Consider the following 14,539-nt stretch of genomic DNA (forward strand, 5'->3'; position numbering starts at 1 on the left):
CATCCGCGGAGAGTATGCACACCGCTACTTTCGAGCAGCCGAACGCTACGGTGCTACTCCCGGGGCTTGGACACATCTGGTGGTAACTCTTCCGGATGAGGCCTCGGAAACCCAAGCTCTGGACTTTCTGCTCCACCGGCTGGGGCTGCTCGGTATTCGTGCACGACCATTAACCGAGCATGAGTGCGCTCTGACCATCAGCACGCAAGAGTTGGTCCAGCTGCGCCGCACCGGGCACTCTGATCATGTGGCGGCGCTGGGGCGCAAACCGCACCTGTGGTTGAGCCGACACCGAGATATCGCTATTACCAGCGGCCCGGCACAGGTCATCGGGGTTGGCAGTAGCGGCCAAACGGTGACCATGTGCCCCGCGAACCTACCTCGGCTCGAGGTTCAATGTGATGCCCAGAACGCTTGTGAGTTACTCATCGGGATGCTGTGCCTCGGCTACCGAGTAGGAATCCGAACGTCTCAACCACGGTTGTTCTCAGTAGCCCTGGAGCTAGGCGCCGTACTTCTCACTCGGGCTGGTGACACTACCGTCGACGTGATTGTTTTCGAGGACTACGAACCCGACCTATACACAGGTATTGCACGCATCATTCACGTCAACCGCGCGGATACAGGGCGCAAGGCGGACTCTCCCACGGCGTTGTCGACATCGTGTCCCTGTCTGATTATGGGGGAATTCACCTGGACACTATCAACCGCCCGCAACAGCGTTGAGCTACAGCCCTTGGCCCTGCGCCCGGCTACTGGTTCAATGCCGGCTACTGGTTCAATCCCGGAATCAATTGGCCGAGCTCGGGCAGGCCACCCGGCGCCGGGAAGGCACCAGGCGCGCCCGGAGCAGCAGGCCCATCTGGCGCGCCAATTTCCTGGTTACCAGGCTGGCCATCCGCCCCGGGAAGAACGTCCTCCTTCGGCATCTTTGCACCGATGACATTGCCATTATCAATGGTGGCGCGACCAGGCGGGCCAGCACATTCCAGGGTTGCCGGGCCATAGGCCGCGCAGGTGTATCCGAATGCGGCCAACTGAGAATGCGTTGGGAGTGTCTTCATTTCACCCGCTGGCGGGAATGTAAGTACCTCGTATGTCACACCACCCGGGTTCCAGGACACGGCATTGGCGGGAACCTTATTTCCCTTACCGTCGTCAACCATCGGCGGGTTGGCAAGATTGACCTGACAGGCCAAGTAGGCGTCACCGCTCAAATCATTGAGGAAGCAACGCGTCGTACCGTCCTCTAGCTGAAAGAGCCGGGTGTTAGGGCCGTCGGCAGGCGTGTAATCAGCATCGTTGACCCATGTGATCTCTGGGGTTTCCGTCGGGGCCTCTGTCTCTGAGGACTCCGTGGACGACTCTGTCGGCTTCGAGGACGATGTTTTACTCTTAGCGGATGAACTGCTGGTGCGGTCCGAGGCATCCGGCTTAGCTGGTTCGTCGTCTCCACAACCAGCCAGCGCGAGGGTCATCATCCCGCCGGCTGCGAAAGTTGCCACAAATCTATTCATCCGCATGGTGTCTTAACCTACCCGACCATCGCTCCATCCCCTAGAAGCCGAGGGAGGAATAACTTCCGGCGAACTAGCGCGCATCTCGTCAATGCGCCGGGATGAAATCACGTCATTGAGAGCGTAGATAGTAACCTCGCGGTCTCGGTAGACAGGAGTTACCCCAGGAGCGTGCCACAACTCTTCAGCCAGAGCCGGCGGGGTTTCCTGGAAAGGCCAGATGTTCGGCGGCGATATGTAGATAAACCCAACATTGAGCTTTCGGGCGGCCTTATCAACATCATTGAGTTTTTTCGATTTGCCTCGTTTATCACCTCGGTTATCGCCGCGGTTATCGGTACCGAGCAAATCAGCATGCCAGTAGAGCATCGCAGTCGCTGTCGCCCCATCCGCCACCGGCCAGTTGTAGTGGGGAAAAACCACCGGCAAGTTATTGCGGGGGTACATCCAGCCAGAGCCCTCAGCAGGGTTGGTAAAGGTGCGGTATTTATGGGCCTCCGGTTGCTGAGCCAACCAATCAAATGCTTTCAAGTCTGCCTGTGAAATTATCGGCATTTCCCGCGGTGTCTTATAGGAGAAATCCGCAGGGCCGGCATTGGTAGACACTCCGTAAACTACGATTGCAGCCGAGCTCACCGTCGCCAAGCTCAAACCCAGCACCCGCCCCGTCGACGGCACCAACGATTCACTAATACGGCCCAACCATGCACAAGCCCACGCCAGCGCAATACCGGCCAATGCAGCGAATAGGTACGCGGTGACCATCACCAAACGGTGAGGTGTCGAATAGTGCAGATCCGTATACGTCGAGAGAATATCGCCCGCCATACCGCTGAAATTCTTGATTGCGTGCGTTGTGAACAGCACTGAGACTAGCCAGGCCGGCAACACCCATATCCGTCGAGTCGAACGTCCCGAAAACAGTACGAAGACCATGCCGATAGAGCCGAGAACAATAATCACCCAAAAGGGCCTGTACATATCAGCATGTCGGGTCAGCATGGTCGCAGCGTGGTACCAGGCTTGAGCACGGTCGAGCCCCTCCACCTCGGCGCTGACTGCACGCACCTCTTCGGCCTGCGACGAACCCGAAAACCACTGTGGCAGAAGGATTGCCGCCGCAGGCGCAAAACCGGCTACAATCATCGAAACGTCGTAAAGCCTGGCGCGAACAGCCCCCAGCTCGGGGCGAGCAGGACGCGGCAGACGGTAGCACAACCACCAGATTGCGCTGAGCAGGACAACTGTCGGCACCGACGACGGATGCAGTTCACCGATACCAATGAGCGCGAAAACAACGCTTAAAATCCGCTGCGGCGCATGCGGGAGAGAAGTAGCGAAGGCAAAAACGGTCATCGCCAATGCAATAGACACCTGGTAAGGCCAGGCACCAACGAAAACGCCGATGGGCATCAATACCGGAAGTGCTGCCGAAACTAACGCGGCGATACCAGCGGCCACGGCGGCGGAGAACTTTCGACGATCTGCAATCCGCCACGCCAGCGCTGCGGCTGCCGTTGGAATGGTCACGGCCGGCAGGATAATGCCCAGGTAATTGACCACCGCGGTAATTGGCAAGCGAACTATCAAGGCCCACAGTGCACCAAACGCATGCCATGCCGCCGGATAGTAGGACACCGCCTGCGTTTCCACATTTTGAATCTCGCCCATCCTGGTGGCGGAGGCCATACCGTCTTCGGTAATCGCACGGAGCACACTCGCATGCCACAGAGTGTCCCAACCCTGCTGAATGGTCTCCATGCCCTGCGCCATAGGCGCAATCCGACTGATAGCGGTCCACGCAAGTACCGCCGCAGCGATAGCGACACCAATTCCGGCGACTAACCCGTAGCCCAGTTCAGTCCACCGACTCTCTGTGAGTGCATCGTCCTGCACTTTCTGGCGATCTTGTCGGTCTTCGGAACCATGGCGGCGCCTAATCAGCGCACCAACACCGCTCCATCCCAACGCGACGAGGAGCACCAAAGCCCAACAGACAGTCGCGCTAACCAGGTTAAAACGCACGTCAATAGCGCCGAGCACCCAGCCCGCCGCCCCTGCGACACCAAACGTGACCGCCGGCCCAAGCGCCAACGCCCACGGCAGGCGGACACCGCTAGCCCTCACGATGACAGCGCCAGGAATCACTAGCAACGCAACCAGGCTAACAATCGCCCATACCACTACCGAACACTCCTCACACGGTGACTACCGTATGAAATCTTACTGAGTGCCTGTGCACTGCCGCCCCAAACACCGCCGTTAGGCACAACAGAAATCTACGTCTCCTTCGCCGCAGGCTGTGCGTCACGACGTTCACGAGTCTGCTCGGCCCTCACAGCCAGGTCGGTGTCCTCGGGGTAATCAACGCCCACCAAGCTAAGCCCACGTGCTTCTGCCACTGGCACCAAAGGAGATCGCTTCTCTTCAGTCAACAGCTGTTCAGTAAAGTCAACTGCACGTCGCCCCTCCCCCACGCTGAGACACGCCCCCACCAGCGAGCGAACCATTGACCAACAGAACGCATCGGCTGCCACATGCGCCTCGTACAGTTCGGGTTCTTCCCGCGTGGATACGTCAACCCATTGGAAACGCTGTAAATCTCGAGTCGTTGTCGCATGCGGCTTGTGCCGACAAAAAGCGGCAAAGTCATTAAGTCCGAGCAAGGCATCTGCCGCCACCTGCATGCGTTCAATATCGACCGACCGACGCCAGTGGGCGGTGTCGCGCGCACGAGTAGGCAGAGGGCCGCTCACGCTACTAGTCACCCGATAGACATAATGCCGGCGCAGCGCGGAAAAGCGAGCATCAAACCCCGAGGGCGCAAACGACGCGTCGCGCAGCGCCACATCCGCAGGCAAAAGTCTCGCTACACGACGGACCAAGTTCCCCGGCTCCCCGGCGATAGACCGGGTATCCAAACAGGAAACTGGCACATCCGCGTGAGCAACCTGCCCGGAGGCATGCACGCCAGCATCAGTACGGCCAGCAACGGTCAACTGCACTGGGGTGCGCAATACCTTCTCCAATATCGACTCCAATGTGGCCTGCACGGTACGTACCGGTTCCCCCGTGGGCTTATCACGCTGGGCAGCCCACCCGTGGAAATCGGTACCGTCATAGGCAATATCAAAGCGCAGTCGAACGAGTTCCGCAGCGGTGCTGGCAGAAGTATTGCCGCAAGTACTGGCGCAAGTACTGGAGGAAGAAGAGTTCGACTTATCCGAAGACGTGGGCATAAGAGGTGTCACGGTCAACAGATTGTACCGGGCAGCCCGGATAAAACGCCGGTTTCCACCACTGGCAAGAAGTCCAGGCATCGAGGTTGTTGCCACAACAGGTCATTGCCACCGCCGACACAACTGAGTGAATGCGCTGTGAACGTCGTAAAGCACAAAGAACCCCCGGTGAACGTCCAGTTACGAACGGTTCATCGGGGGTTTAAAAGCTGTGACGGCCAGCGGCCATCGGGGAGGAAAACTAGTTCTCCTCAGCAGCCTCAGCTTCTTCAGACTTTGCCTCTTCAGCCTGCTTGGAAGCAGCGGCGCGAGTTGCGCGGGTGGCCTCAGCAGTTGCGGTCTCTTCCTCGACCAGGGCAATCAGAGAAATCGGGGCGTTGTCGCCCTTTCGGTTACCCAGCTTAATGATGCGGGTGTAGCCGCCGTCGCGATCCGCAAACTGCGGAGCGACCTCGTCGAACAGCTTCTTGACTGCGTAGTTGTCGTTAAGCAGCTTTGCAACATTGCGGCGATCTGCAAGAGTGCCGCGCTTTGCCTTAGTGATCAGCTTCTCAACGTACGGACGCAGCAGCTTGGCCTTGGTGTCGGTGGTCTTAATCTTGCCGTGCTCGATGAGCTGCTTCGCAAGGTTGGCCAGAATCTTCTTCTGGTGCGAAGCGGAGCCGCCGAGACGGGAACCCTGCTTAGGGGTAGGCATAGGTATCTCCTCGTTTTAATGAAGTCGCGTCGGTGAACTACTCGTCGTAGCCAGCGCTTGCGCCATCAGTCCAGTCAGCGTCGTCACCCGAGGCAGCGTCCAAATCGGCGATAGCAGTCGGGTCGAAATTATTCGGGGAATCCTTCAGGGCAAGGCCGAGCTCAGCGAGCTTTTCCTTGACCTCATTGATGGACTTATCGCCAAAGTTGCGGATATCCAGCAAATCCGACTCAGTACGAGCAGCGAGCTCGCCGACGGTGTGGATTTCCTCACGCTTGAGGCAGTTGTAGGAGCGCATGGAGAAGTCCAGATCCTCAATCGGAGTCTGGTACGCAGCGACATCCTCAGCCTCACGCGGGCTCGGCCCAATCTCAATGCCCTCAGCGGACTCGTTCAGCTCACGTGCCAGACCGAACAGCTCGACCAGGGTCTTGCCTGCCGACGCCATTGCATCGCGGGCAGTGATCGAGTTCTTGGTCTCGACATCGATGATCAGCTTGTCGAAGTCGGTGCGCTGCTCAACACGAGTAGCCTCCACCTTGTAGCTGACCTTCAGAACTGGCGAGTAAATCTGGTCCATCGGAATGCGACCAATTTCGCCACCGGAGTTCGGGGTCGCCGGCACGTAGCCACGACCGCGCTCAACGATCATCTCAATATCCAAGCGACCGGACTCATTGAGAGTAGCGATGTGGTGATCCGGGTTGTGGACCTCCACACCAGCCGGGCACTCAATGTCAGCTGCGGTAACCGCACCTGCACCTTCGCGACGCAGGTAGACCGTAGCCGGCTCGTCGAACTCGCTGGAGAGCACCAGACCCTTGATGTTCAGGATGATGTCAGAGACATCTTCCTTCACGCCCGGGATAGTGGTGAACTCGTGCAGCACACCGTCAATGCGAATGCTGGTAACTGCAGCGCCTGGAATGGACGACAGCAGCGTACGACGAAGAGAGTTTCCGAGGGTGTAACCGAAACCCGGCTCCAGCGGCTCAATGACGAACCGGGAGCGAGAGGAATCAATGTAGTCCTCGGTCAGCGTGGGGCGCTGGGAAATGAGCATTTTCGAAAATCCTCCAGGTGGCGACCGCTATATGACGCCATAGGGAATGAATGGATGCAAGCGAAGTTAGTTATTACTTCGAGTAGAACTCGACGATCAGCTGTTCCTGAAGCGGAATGTCGATCTGTGCGCGTTCCGGGGTCTGGTGCACGAGGATGCGCAGGGACTCAGGAACAACCTGAAGCCATGCCGGGACGACAGCGTCGACCAGGTTCTCCTGGGCCTCTTCGAACCAAATCATCTTCTGCGACTTCGGTCGCACGTCGATGATGTCGTACTGGCTTACCTGGAAGGACGGCACGTTGATCTTCTTACCGTTGACGGTGAAGTGGCCGTGGGAAACCAGCTGACGAGCCTGGCGACGAGTGCGTGCCAGACCAGCACGGTAGACAACGTTGTCAAGACGCGACTCCAGCAGGACGACGAGGTTATCGCCAGTCTTGCCCGGACGACGGTGAGCCTCGGCGTAGTAGCGACGGAACTGCTTCTCCATCACGCCGTAGGTGAAACGTGCCTTCTGCTTCTCCTGGAGCTGGAGCAGGTACTCCGACTCCTTGATGCGAGCGCGGCCGGCCTGCCCCGGAGGGTAGGGACGACGCTCGAAGTTCATGTCGCCACCGACGAGGTCGACGCGGAGACGACGGGACTTACGGGTTGCGGGACCGGTATAACGGGCCATTTATGTTCTCTCCTTACCCTATTCCTAGACGCGACGACGCTTCGGCGGACGGCAGCCGTTGTGCGGCTGAGGGGTCACATCCGAGATCGAGGACACCTCAAGGCCAGCAGCCTGGAGGGAACGGATGGCGGTTTCGCGGCCCGAACCCGGACCCTTAACGAAAACGTCGACCTTCTTCATACCGTGCTCCATGGCCTTACGAGCAGCGTTCTCGGCAGCCATCTGGGCAGCGAACGGAGTGGACTTACGGGAGCCCTTGAAACCGACGTGACCAGAGGAGGCCCACGAGATAACAGCGCCCTTCGGGTCCGTGATGGACACGATGGTGTTGTTGAAGGTGGACTTGATGTATGCGTGGCCCTGAGCCACGTTCTTCTTTACAACGCGACGGCCGGTACGACGGCCGCGTGCGGACTTCGGAGCTGCCATGTTTTACTTCTTCTTTCCGGCGATCGTCTTCTTCGGACCCTTACGCGTACGAGCGTTGGTCTTGGTGCGCTGACCACGGACCGGCAGGCCACGACGGTGGCGCAGACCCTGGTAGGAACCAATCTCAATCTTGCGGCGAATATCAGCCTGAACCTGGCGGCGGAGGTCGCCCTCGACCTTCCAGGTAGCTTCAATCACGTCACGCAGCGCAGCAACCTGCTCATCGGTGAGAGCGTCGGTGCGCAGATCCGGAGAGATGCCGGTCTTCTCCAGCAGCTCAGAGGCACGGGCAGGGCCGATGCCATAAATGTAGGTAAGAGCGACCTCCATACGCTTGTTGCGTGGCAGGTCAACTCCAGCAAGGCGTGCCATACGGCAAATTTCCTTCCGGTTGATGCGGTGGTTTACTCCACTGCCACCCTTTCCAGACCCAGCTTGCTCGGTCGGACGCCGAGTCGCACAGGTGTTATAGAAAGGCTCCAGCCACCGTTGCTGGAGGTAGTCTCGCTTACTTCTGTAGAAAAGCTTTCATAAGAAACCGCCGCGCTGAACTGTCAAAACACAGGATTTCGACATCACGCGGCCGTCACCAGAAGCAGCTAGGACGGTGGAGTTTCGGTCTAGTCAGTAAATGAGCGCAGGACCACTGATACAGTGGTCAGCTCGATTTACTTGTAGCGGTAGACGATTCGCCCACGCTCGAGATCGTACGGAGAAAGCTCCACTACGACTCGGTCTTCCGGGAGAATACGGATGTAGTGCTGGCGCATCTTGCCACTGATATGGGCGAGCACCTTGTGCCCGTTGTCCAGCTCCACTCGGAACATCGCGTTCGGCAAGGGTTCGACGACGCGACCCTCGACCTCAATTGCGCCTTCCTTCTTAGCCATGTCCTCCACGTCTCTCTGGCGGATACCCGGGGCATTCCCGGCACCAGTTGGGAAATCTCTACTCTGCCTGGTGTTTTAGCAGTTTCATGCAGGGTTAATCATCGCTGCAGCGACACTGTGTCTACACCATCGCCTAACTTTACACGCGACCTGCGTTTTTACCAAATACCCCAGCAGGTTCTCCAACGAACTCAGCACTAGGGTCTCAAGCGGTTTTCTCCCTGAATACTGACAGTAGAAAGACGGCATTAGAATGGCGCTGCATTAGTACTTCAGCCTTCTACAAGGCGCTACCTACATCAATCCTCATATCGAGGAGTCAGAATTCGAGGGCCGCCCGCCGTGGCGGCAACTGTGTGCTCCCAATGGGACGCCGGCATCCGATCGGCACTGACAACTGTCCAGCCGTCGTCAAGCTCATCGCTTCCCCACTCGCCACCAAGAATGAGCATCGGTTCGATGGCCAACACAGAACCCTCGACGACGCGGGGGCCCTTGCCGGGCTTACCTTCGTTGGCGAGGAAGGGATCCATGTGCATCTCGCGCCCGATACCATGTCCGCCGTATCCATCGACGATGCCGAGCTCGATATCGTGACGCAGTTCAGCCTCGCGGGTGGCCATTTCCAGCGCATAAGAAATATCAGTGAGGCGAGCGCCAGGCACCATTGCCCTGATACCCTCGGCTAGCACCTCCGATGTAGCGATGTTCAGTTTCTCGACATCCTCGCTCAGCTTTCCGACACCGAACGTCAGCGCGGAATCCCCGTGCCAACCATCCAGAATTGCGCCGCAGTCAATCGAAACCAAATCACCGTCGGCGAGAACTGTGGACGCTGATGGAATGCCGTGGACGATAACCTCGTTCACCGATGCGCACACAGACGCCGGAAACCCCTCGTAGCCCAGGAAAGACGGAGTTGCGCCAGCATCGGTAATAACCTGATGCGCAATCTCGTTGAGGTCTGCTGTGGTCACCCCGGGCTTAGCGGCATCGCGGCAGGCCAGTAATGCACGGCCGACGATCTCGCCGGCCGCTTGCATCGCGTCCAGCTCTCCTTCGGTGCGGGCGGGTACTACTTTGCGGCGGCGTCGAAAACTCATCACGCTCGTCGAGTTTACCCCGCATAGCAGCAACTACCCTTGCCGGCCTCGAATCATAGACATCCCCCTTCACTTCCGTATTACGAACGGCTTCAAGCAACCCGTCTGGGAGATGAACACCGGGAGTGTCAACACAAAAGACGTTCTAACACCGTGCAGCGCTGGTGCTTCGACATCAATATTTGTTGCGTTTCGCTGCACTACCCGTTGCCCCGTATTCAATCTTGGCGGAGTTTACCCCCCTGCCAATGCTGACCTACGATAACTGACATGTATTCATTGATTAAGTCGCGGCCCGCACGCAACGCGGGTGTCGTCATTGGCGCCTGCTCGCTCCTCCTGATTGGCGCATGCTCGAGCACTCCAGAACCGTCATCAGCACCGACCGTTCCGCCCGCGGCCCCGTCCGCGGAATCAGCGGACGGCCCTGATACCACCTCGGGCTTCATGGGCACCGCTGCCCTGCCTGAGTCAATTCAAAACTTCACCCCTGATGCAATCAAGGAAGCGATTGGCAGCTGCGTAGAGTCCGACGATGCCAAGCCGATTATTTTCGGTAGCGAGAGCGTCCACGGTTTCACCTGCGTAATGGCCGTCGGCGATAGTGGCTCCGCCATGGTTACCACTGCCGAGGACCCAGCTACCGTTACTCGCATCAATGAAAAGGCTGGATCCGTCGACAGGCACACCCCATATGAGCTCCCGGGTAAGCACGCGTTTAGCGGTGTCAACAAGGGGTCGCCTTTCGTGATGATTATCGACGATGAAAACCGAATCTACCAGGAGTTCGTTTTCGCGACTGTCGACGCGGAGACTGCCCAGCCGCTTATCGACGGAATCATCGAGGACTTCCAAAACCCCTAACCCCTAACCCCACCTCATCAAGGTTGAGCTCCACCATGCATGCTCCGCTACCGTAGCGAACTCCACTCGCTACGGTCGAAGCCAGTTACTCACCCCAGGTTTATCCCTCCAACCCCTCTCGGAGCTTTTCTTGCTTTAGATGCTGGCACCTCCGGCACCTCACCCATCCGCACCGTCCGAATCTTCCGTTTCCCCGTTGTCACGGGCTTCCCCCTTTTGCCGCAGTATCCGCCGCAACCAGCGCCCTGGGTTATCAAAGCTATTCGGATCCTGGTTCGAGGTTCCACTGTTCGGGCAGCATGCCCCGTTTTCCTCTCGGTTTTTGTCGGGCCTGACCCATATCACCCGTTCTACCTCGCGGATTTCCCCCTCACACTCGTCCGGACGCAATGTCCACCAGGCGTTATCGTCCGCGCGATTGTCATCAATTTTTCGGTGAGTACCGGGATCAACAAATGTCAGATTTTGCATGTCCGTTGGCCCGCCCCGCGCCCAGGACTCGATATGGTGCATATCGCACATAGCCGGCGGTGTAGCCTTGCCCGGCGCGGAAGACCCACCTTCCTCACCGCACAGTGCAAGGTACTGCGCCATCGTCCCCAGCCGCTGCGAACGACCAAGAAAAAGACTCTGGCCCTTATCCCCCAGGACCTGCAAGAACGAATTCCCCGCCACAGCCTTCTCTATTGCCTCTGCGATTGACATTCGCACGCCACTATCGCTGACTGCTTTCCCTGTGCCAGGCAACTTCCAGCTGTCCACATCTCGCAGCTCCACGCCCGCTATCTTCGCAACGTCCGAAATATGGGCCACGGTAACAACCGACGTAGTCCCCCGCACCGGTTTTAAGGGCGCTCCTTTTCCGAAACCGCCGTCTACCGCAGCTTCGAGCGCATCATGAAACCTTTGCTCTGGCGTGCGTTCATCTTTAGCCCCCTCTTCCAACAGCGCACCCGGCCTGCCGTAGTCAGCTTGCAACCTTTTCAGCATCGCAGCAAGGTGCGGCGTCAGCAGCCCCGTCAGTCGGCTCATGCCATCGGGACACTGCGGCCCTATCTTCACTCCCCGCAGTCGCTGCCGGTCATCATCTGTATACGGATCATCCAATCCGAGCATTGCCCGCAGTCGGTGCGACATCGCACCCAAGTCATCAACGCGCACTTGTGTCACAACATCACTCGCATGCTCCTCCAAGGCGCGCGTTACCCGAGCATGTTCCGACTCCGGCAAATCTTTGACAGCCCTGTCAATCTTTTGGACCGCATCCGCCCCCACAAGCCCTTCAGACACTTTGTCTCTCAGAGACGGCATTCTTTCATCATCGCTTGCCGACGTAAAGGGTTCCGCATCCTTCCGGAGGCGCCCTAAACAACTTATTCGCTGTCGAGCCTCCGCTCGGGAGATATGAGCATTCTCTGCCAGCCAAGCAGCTTTCCGATGACTGGATGAAGGAATCTCCGGCGCGAGCGCTGCTAAGTACTCTGCGTCGACAATAGCCAGCCGCTTGCGAGCCTTCTCAATCAACGCATAAGCATCTCGCATATGAACCGTCGACAAATCACCAAAGTTATCTACAACTAGCCGCGACTGGACTTCAAATTGAGTTATCAAGTCCAAAATCTGTGACACCGTTAGCACTTCGCCCGGCTTCCCTGGCATATCGGGCCCATTCTGCTGCTCAGATTGCATCATTCCCCTCCCCTCGGAGTCTCTGAAAAACTCTCCGCGTTTGTTGCCCCTAACTATCCCCTACCACTTACAAATATCGCACACTCATTCGAGTCCGTCAATACCCGCCTTCGTATTTCTTTTCCCTTTCTGCCCGCAGCTCCTCCTCGCCACCCCTCCTCGCCCCCTCGTCACCACGCCTACCCAAAACTCACCCCCCCCTCCCCACCCACCACAACAAAAGCCGCCCCTCCAAACCTCATTGGTTTGAAAGAGCGGCTTCAACAACCATTCACAACCGGCCAAACCCAAGGGCCCGACCGGCAGAAAGATGTCAGTGCACTGAATTATCGGCGCGCCAGGAACTTAGTTCAGCTTCTCCAGCTCAGTCATCGTGCGCTCGTTGATCTCCTCGACAGATCCTTCAGCGGCAATCTTGATGATCTTGTCCGAGTAGTAGTCCAGCAGCGGAGCGGTCTCATTGGTGTACACCTGCATGCGGTTACGAATAACCTCTTCGGTGTCATCTGCGCGACCACGGGCCAACATGCGCTCGACGACGACATCCTCAGAAACATCGAACTGTACGACTGCGTCCAGCTCAGTGCCGAGGTTGGACAGAAGACGCTTCAGTTCCTCTGCCTGCCCGACAGTGCGCGGGAAGCCATCCAGCAGGAAGCCCTTTGCAGCGTCATCCTCGTTCAGACGGGACTCGACCATGCGCACAGTCACATCGTCCGGAACGAGGTTGCCGGCGTCGATGTAAGACTTTGCCTCGATACCGAGCGGAGTGCCTTCACCGATGTTTGCACGGAACAGGTCACCGGTCGAGATGTGCGGGACACCGAGCTTCTCCGAGAGGAGAGCTGCCTGGGTGCCTTTGCCTGCACCGGGAGGACCTACAAGTACGAGTCGCATTACTTCAAGAACCCTTCGTAGTTACGTTGCATCATTTGGCTTTCCACCTGCTTGACCGTCGTCAGCGCAACACTGACCAGAATCAGCAGGGCTGTACCTCCAAACATACCGCCTGTACCAGCGTTCGCGTCGCCAAGTCCCAAATCAAGAGCAAGATTTGGCAGGACGGCAATCAGCGCCAGGTACAGCGAGCCGACAGTCAACAGGCGAGTCAGGACGTAGGACAGGTATTCGGCGGTCGGACGCCCCGGACGGAAGCCCGGAATGAATCCGCCGTACTTCTTCATGTTCTCCGCCTGCTCGTACGGATCGTACTGCACGGAGGTGTAGAAGAAGGAGAAGAAGATGATCATCAGGAAGAACAGCACAATGTACTGCCAGCTCGACGGTGCCAGCAGGTACTGAATCACGTTGCGCTGCCACCAGTTGTCCATGTTGGGGTTCGCCTGGCCGGACTGCACGATCTGGGTAATCAGGACCGGGACATAAATCAGCGAGGAAGCGAAGATGACCGGAATAACGCCGGCCTGGTTAACCTTCAGCGGTAGGTAGGTGGACGAGCCGCCGTACTGGCGACGCCCGACCATGCGCTTTGCGTACTGCACCGGGATTCGGCGCTGTCCCTGCTCGATGAAGATAACGCCGATGATGAGAATCAGTACCGCGACAATCACGGTAGCGAATACGACACCGGTGGTGGAGCGCAGAATATTCGCACCCTGCGCCGGCATTCCAGCGGCAATACCTGCGAAGATCAACAGCGACATACCGTTGCCGACGCCTCGGTCCGTGATGAGCTCACCCATCCACATGACCAGCACTGCACCGGAGGTAAGCACGACGACCATCACTACAAGGTCAAAGACACCTGCGTCTCCAACTAGCAGCGACCGCGAGCCACCCAGCAGGGCTCCGCGGTCTGCCATAGCCACAATGCCGGCAGACTGCAGCAGCGCCAACGCCACCGTGAGGTAGCGCGTGTACTGGGTCATTCTTGTCTGACCCGACTGCCCTTCCTTTTTCAACTGCTCGAAGTGTGGAATCACTACTGTAAGCAGCTGGACGATAATCGAGGCCGTAATGTACGGCATAATGCCGATGCCGAAAATCGCCATCTGCAGCAGAGCGCCACCTGAGAACAGGTTAATCAGCGAGTAAACGCTGGACTGATCTTTCGAAATCTGCTCGAGCTGCGCATTGACCAACTGGTAGTCGATACCAGGGGTCGGAATCTGCGAGCCGATTCGGTACAGAATGATCATCGTCAGAGTGAAGAAGATCTTCTTACGCAAATCGGGATCGCGCAACGCCGCGATGAGACCGGAAGCCACGTGCATCCTCCCGAGGTCAAGAAATTCGCTTCTCCCACGCTTTTCCAGAAAGACTCACTCGCTCACCAGCCAGCAGTCTCCCGTTTTAGTTCAGCAGCGGGGAGGGCGTATCCCTCAGACCTTAAATTGACAGTATTTGAC

15 protein-coding genes are annotated in these 14,539 nt (G+C 57.9%); 1 reads left to right on the forward strand and 14 read right to left on the reverse strand.

Annotated features, from left to right (window positions below):
• Positions 1-169 precede the first annotated feature (169 nt).
• From Q0U90_RS00515 to map, 11 genes are all read right to left on the reverse strand, one after another.
• Complete coding sequence (locus tag Q0U90_RS00515; RefSeq protein WP_297450058.1) at positions 170-352, reverse strand: hypothetical protein; 183 nt, start codon at positions 350-352, stop codon at positions 170-172.
• Between the two features lie 418 nt (positions 353-770).
• Positions 771-1,505 carry a hypothetical protein gene (locus Q0U90_RS00520; protein ID WP_297450060.1) on the reverse strand — a complete coding sequence of 245 codons (735 nt, stop codon included), beginning with the start codon at positions 1,503-1,505 and terminating at the stop codon, positions 771-773.
• Between the two features lie 24 nt (positions 1,506-1,529).
• Positions 1,530-3,701, reverse strand: coding sequence for a DUF6541 family protein (locus tag Q0U90_RS00525; protein ID WP_297450062.1), 2,172 nt, complete (start codon positions 3,699-3,701; stop codon positions 1,530-1,532).
• 95 nt (positions 3,702-3,796) lie between these two features.
• A complete protein-coding gene (locus Q0U90_RS00530; protein ID WP_297450153.1) occupies positions 3,797-4,837 on the reverse strand; it encodes a tRNA pseudouridine synthase A in 1,041 nt (346 codons plus the stop codon).
• 160 nt (positions 4,838-4,997) lie between these two features.
• Positions 4,998-5,453 (reverse strand): 50S ribosomal protein L17, encoded by a 456-nt coding sequence (rplQ, locus tag Q0U90_RS00535; protein ID WP_297450064.1) that lies wholly within the window; start codon positions 5,451-5,453, stop codon positions 4,998-5,000.
• 37 nt (positions 5,454-5,490) lie between these two features.
• Positions 5,491-6,516, reverse strand: coding sequence for a DNA-directed RNA polymerase subunit alpha (locus Q0U90_RS00540; protein WP_297450065.1), 1,026 nt, complete (start codon positions 6,514-6,516; stop codon positions 5,491-5,493).
• Positions 6,517-6,589: 73 nt separating this feature from the next.
• The gene (rpsD, locus tag Q0U90_RS00545) at positions 6,590-7,195 is read right to left on the reverse strand and encodes a 30S ribosomal protein S4 (RefSeq protein ID WP_005509964.1); all 606 of its coding nucleotides are present in this window, start codon (positions 7,193-7,195) and stop codon (positions 6,590-6,592) included.
• 24 nt (positions 7,196-7,219) lie between these two features.
• Complete coding sequence (rpsK, locus tag Q0U90_RS00550; RefSeq protein ID WP_016422078.1) at positions 7,220-7,624, reverse strand: 30S ribosomal protein S11; 405 nt, start codon at positions 7,622-7,624, stop codon at positions 7,220-7,222.
• 3 nt (positions 7,625-7,627) lie between these two features.
• Positions 7,628-7,996: a 30S ribosomal protein S13 gene (gene rpsM, locus Q0U90_RS00555; RefSeq protein WP_297450072.1), complete on the reverse strand. Its 369-nt coding sequence runs from the start codon at positions 7,994-7,996 to the stop codon at positions 7,628-7,630.
• A gap of 296 nt (positions 7,997-8,292) precedes the next feature.
• Positions 8,293-8,514 carry a translation initiation factor IF-1 gene (gene infA / locus Q0U90_RS00560; RefSeq protein ID WP_016422077.1) on the reverse strand — a complete coding sequence of 74 codons (222 nt, stop codon included), beginning with the start codon at positions 8,512-8,514 and terminating at the stop codon, positions 8,293-8,295.
• Between the two features lie 299 nt (positions 8,515-8,813).
• The gene (gene map, locus Q0U90_RS00565) at positions 8,814-9,617 is read right to left on the reverse strand and encodes a type I methionyl aminopeptidase (RefSeq protein WP_297450155.1); all 804 of its coding nucleotides are present in this window, start codon (positions 9,615-9,617) and stop codon (positions 8,814-8,816) included.
• A gap of 270 nt (positions 9,618-9,887) precedes the next feature.
• On the opposite strand from map, the gene Q0U90_RS00570 reads away from it, so the two are divergent.
• The gene (locus Q0U90_RS00570) at positions 9,888-10,481 is read left to right on the forward strand and encodes a hypothetical protein (RefSeq protein WP_297450075.1); all 594 of its coding nucleotides are present in this window, start codon (positions 9,888-9,890) and stop codon (positions 10,479-10,481) included.
• A 159-nt stretch (positions 10,482-10,640) separates the two neighbouring features.
• Here Q0U90_RS00570 and Q0U90_RS00575 read toward each other — a convergent pair whose 3' ends face one another.
• From Q0U90_RS00575 to secY, 3 genes are all read right to left on the reverse strand, one after another.
• Entirely contained in the window at positions 10,641-12,173 is a 1,533-nt protein-coding gene (locus Q0U90_RS00575) for an HNH endonuclease signature motif containing protein (protein WP_297450077.1), read from the reverse strand.
• A 342-nt stretch (positions 12,174-12,515) separates the two neighbouring features.
• Entirely contained in the window at positions 12,516-13,067 is a 552-nt protein-coding gene (locus tag Q0U90_RS00580) for an adenylate kinase (RefSeq protein ID WP_297450079.1), read from the reverse strand.
• The gene (gene secY, locus Q0U90_RS00585; RefSeq protein ID WP_297450081.1) at positions 13,067-14,398 is read right to left on the reverse strand and encodes a preprotein translocase subunit SecY; all 1,332 of its coding nucleotides are present in this window, start codon (positions 14,396-14,398) and stop codon (positions 13,067-13,069) included. Before secY ends, Q0U90_RS00580 begins: the two co-directional genes overlap by 1 nt.
• Positions 14,399-14,539: the final 141 nt, after the last annotated feature.

The organism is uncultured Corynebacterium sp. (assembly GCF_946998835.1).
GTDB lineage: Bacteria > Actinomycetota > Actinomycetes > Mycobacteriales > Mycobacteriaceae > Corynebacterium.

Coding starts and splice junctions, on each gene's coding strand:
- rplQ (WP_297450064.1), bottom strand. CDS start 5,453: ATGCCTACCCCTAAGCAGGGTTCCCGTCTCGGCGGCTCCGCTTCGCAC.
- rpsM (WP_297450072.1), bottom strand. CDS start 7,996: ATGGCACGCCTTGCTGGAGTTGACCTGCCACGCAACAAGCGTATGGAG.
- rpsK (WP_016422078.1), bottom strand. CDS start 7,624: ATGGCAGCTCCGAAGTCCGCACGCGGCCGTCGTACCGGCCGTCGCGTT.
- Q0U90_RS00540 (WP_297450065.1), bottom strand. CDS start 6,516: ATGCTCATTTCCCAGCGCCCCACGCTGACCGAGGACTACATTGATTCC.
- Q0U90_RS00530 (WP_297450153.1), bottom strand. CDS start 4,837: ATGCCTGGACTTCTTGCCAGTGGTGGAAACCGGCGTTTTATCCGGGCT.
- Q0U90_RS00570 (WP_297450075.1), top strand. CDS start 9,888: ATGTATTCATTGATTAAGTCGCGGCCCGCACGCAACGCGGGTGTCGTC.
- Q0U90_RS00575 (WP_297450077.1), bottom strand. CDS start 12,173: ATGATGCAATCTGAGCAGCAGAATGGGCCCGATATGCCAGGGAAGCCG.
- infA (WP_016422077.1), bottom strand. CDS start 8,514: ATGGCTAAGAAGGAAGGCGCAATTGAGGTCGAGGGTCGCGTCGTCGAA.
- map (WP_297450155.1), bottom strand. CDS start 9,617: ATGAGTTTTCGACGCCGCCGCAAAGTAGTACCCGCCCGCACCGAAGGA.
- Q0U90_RS00580 (WP_297450079.1), bottom strand. CDS start 13,067: ATGCGACTCGTACTTGTAGGTCCTCCCGGTGCAGGCAAAGGCACCCAG.
- rpsD (WP_005509964.1), bottom strand. CDS start 7,195: ATGGCCCGTTATACCGGTCCCGCAACCCGTAAGTCCCGTCGTCTCCGC.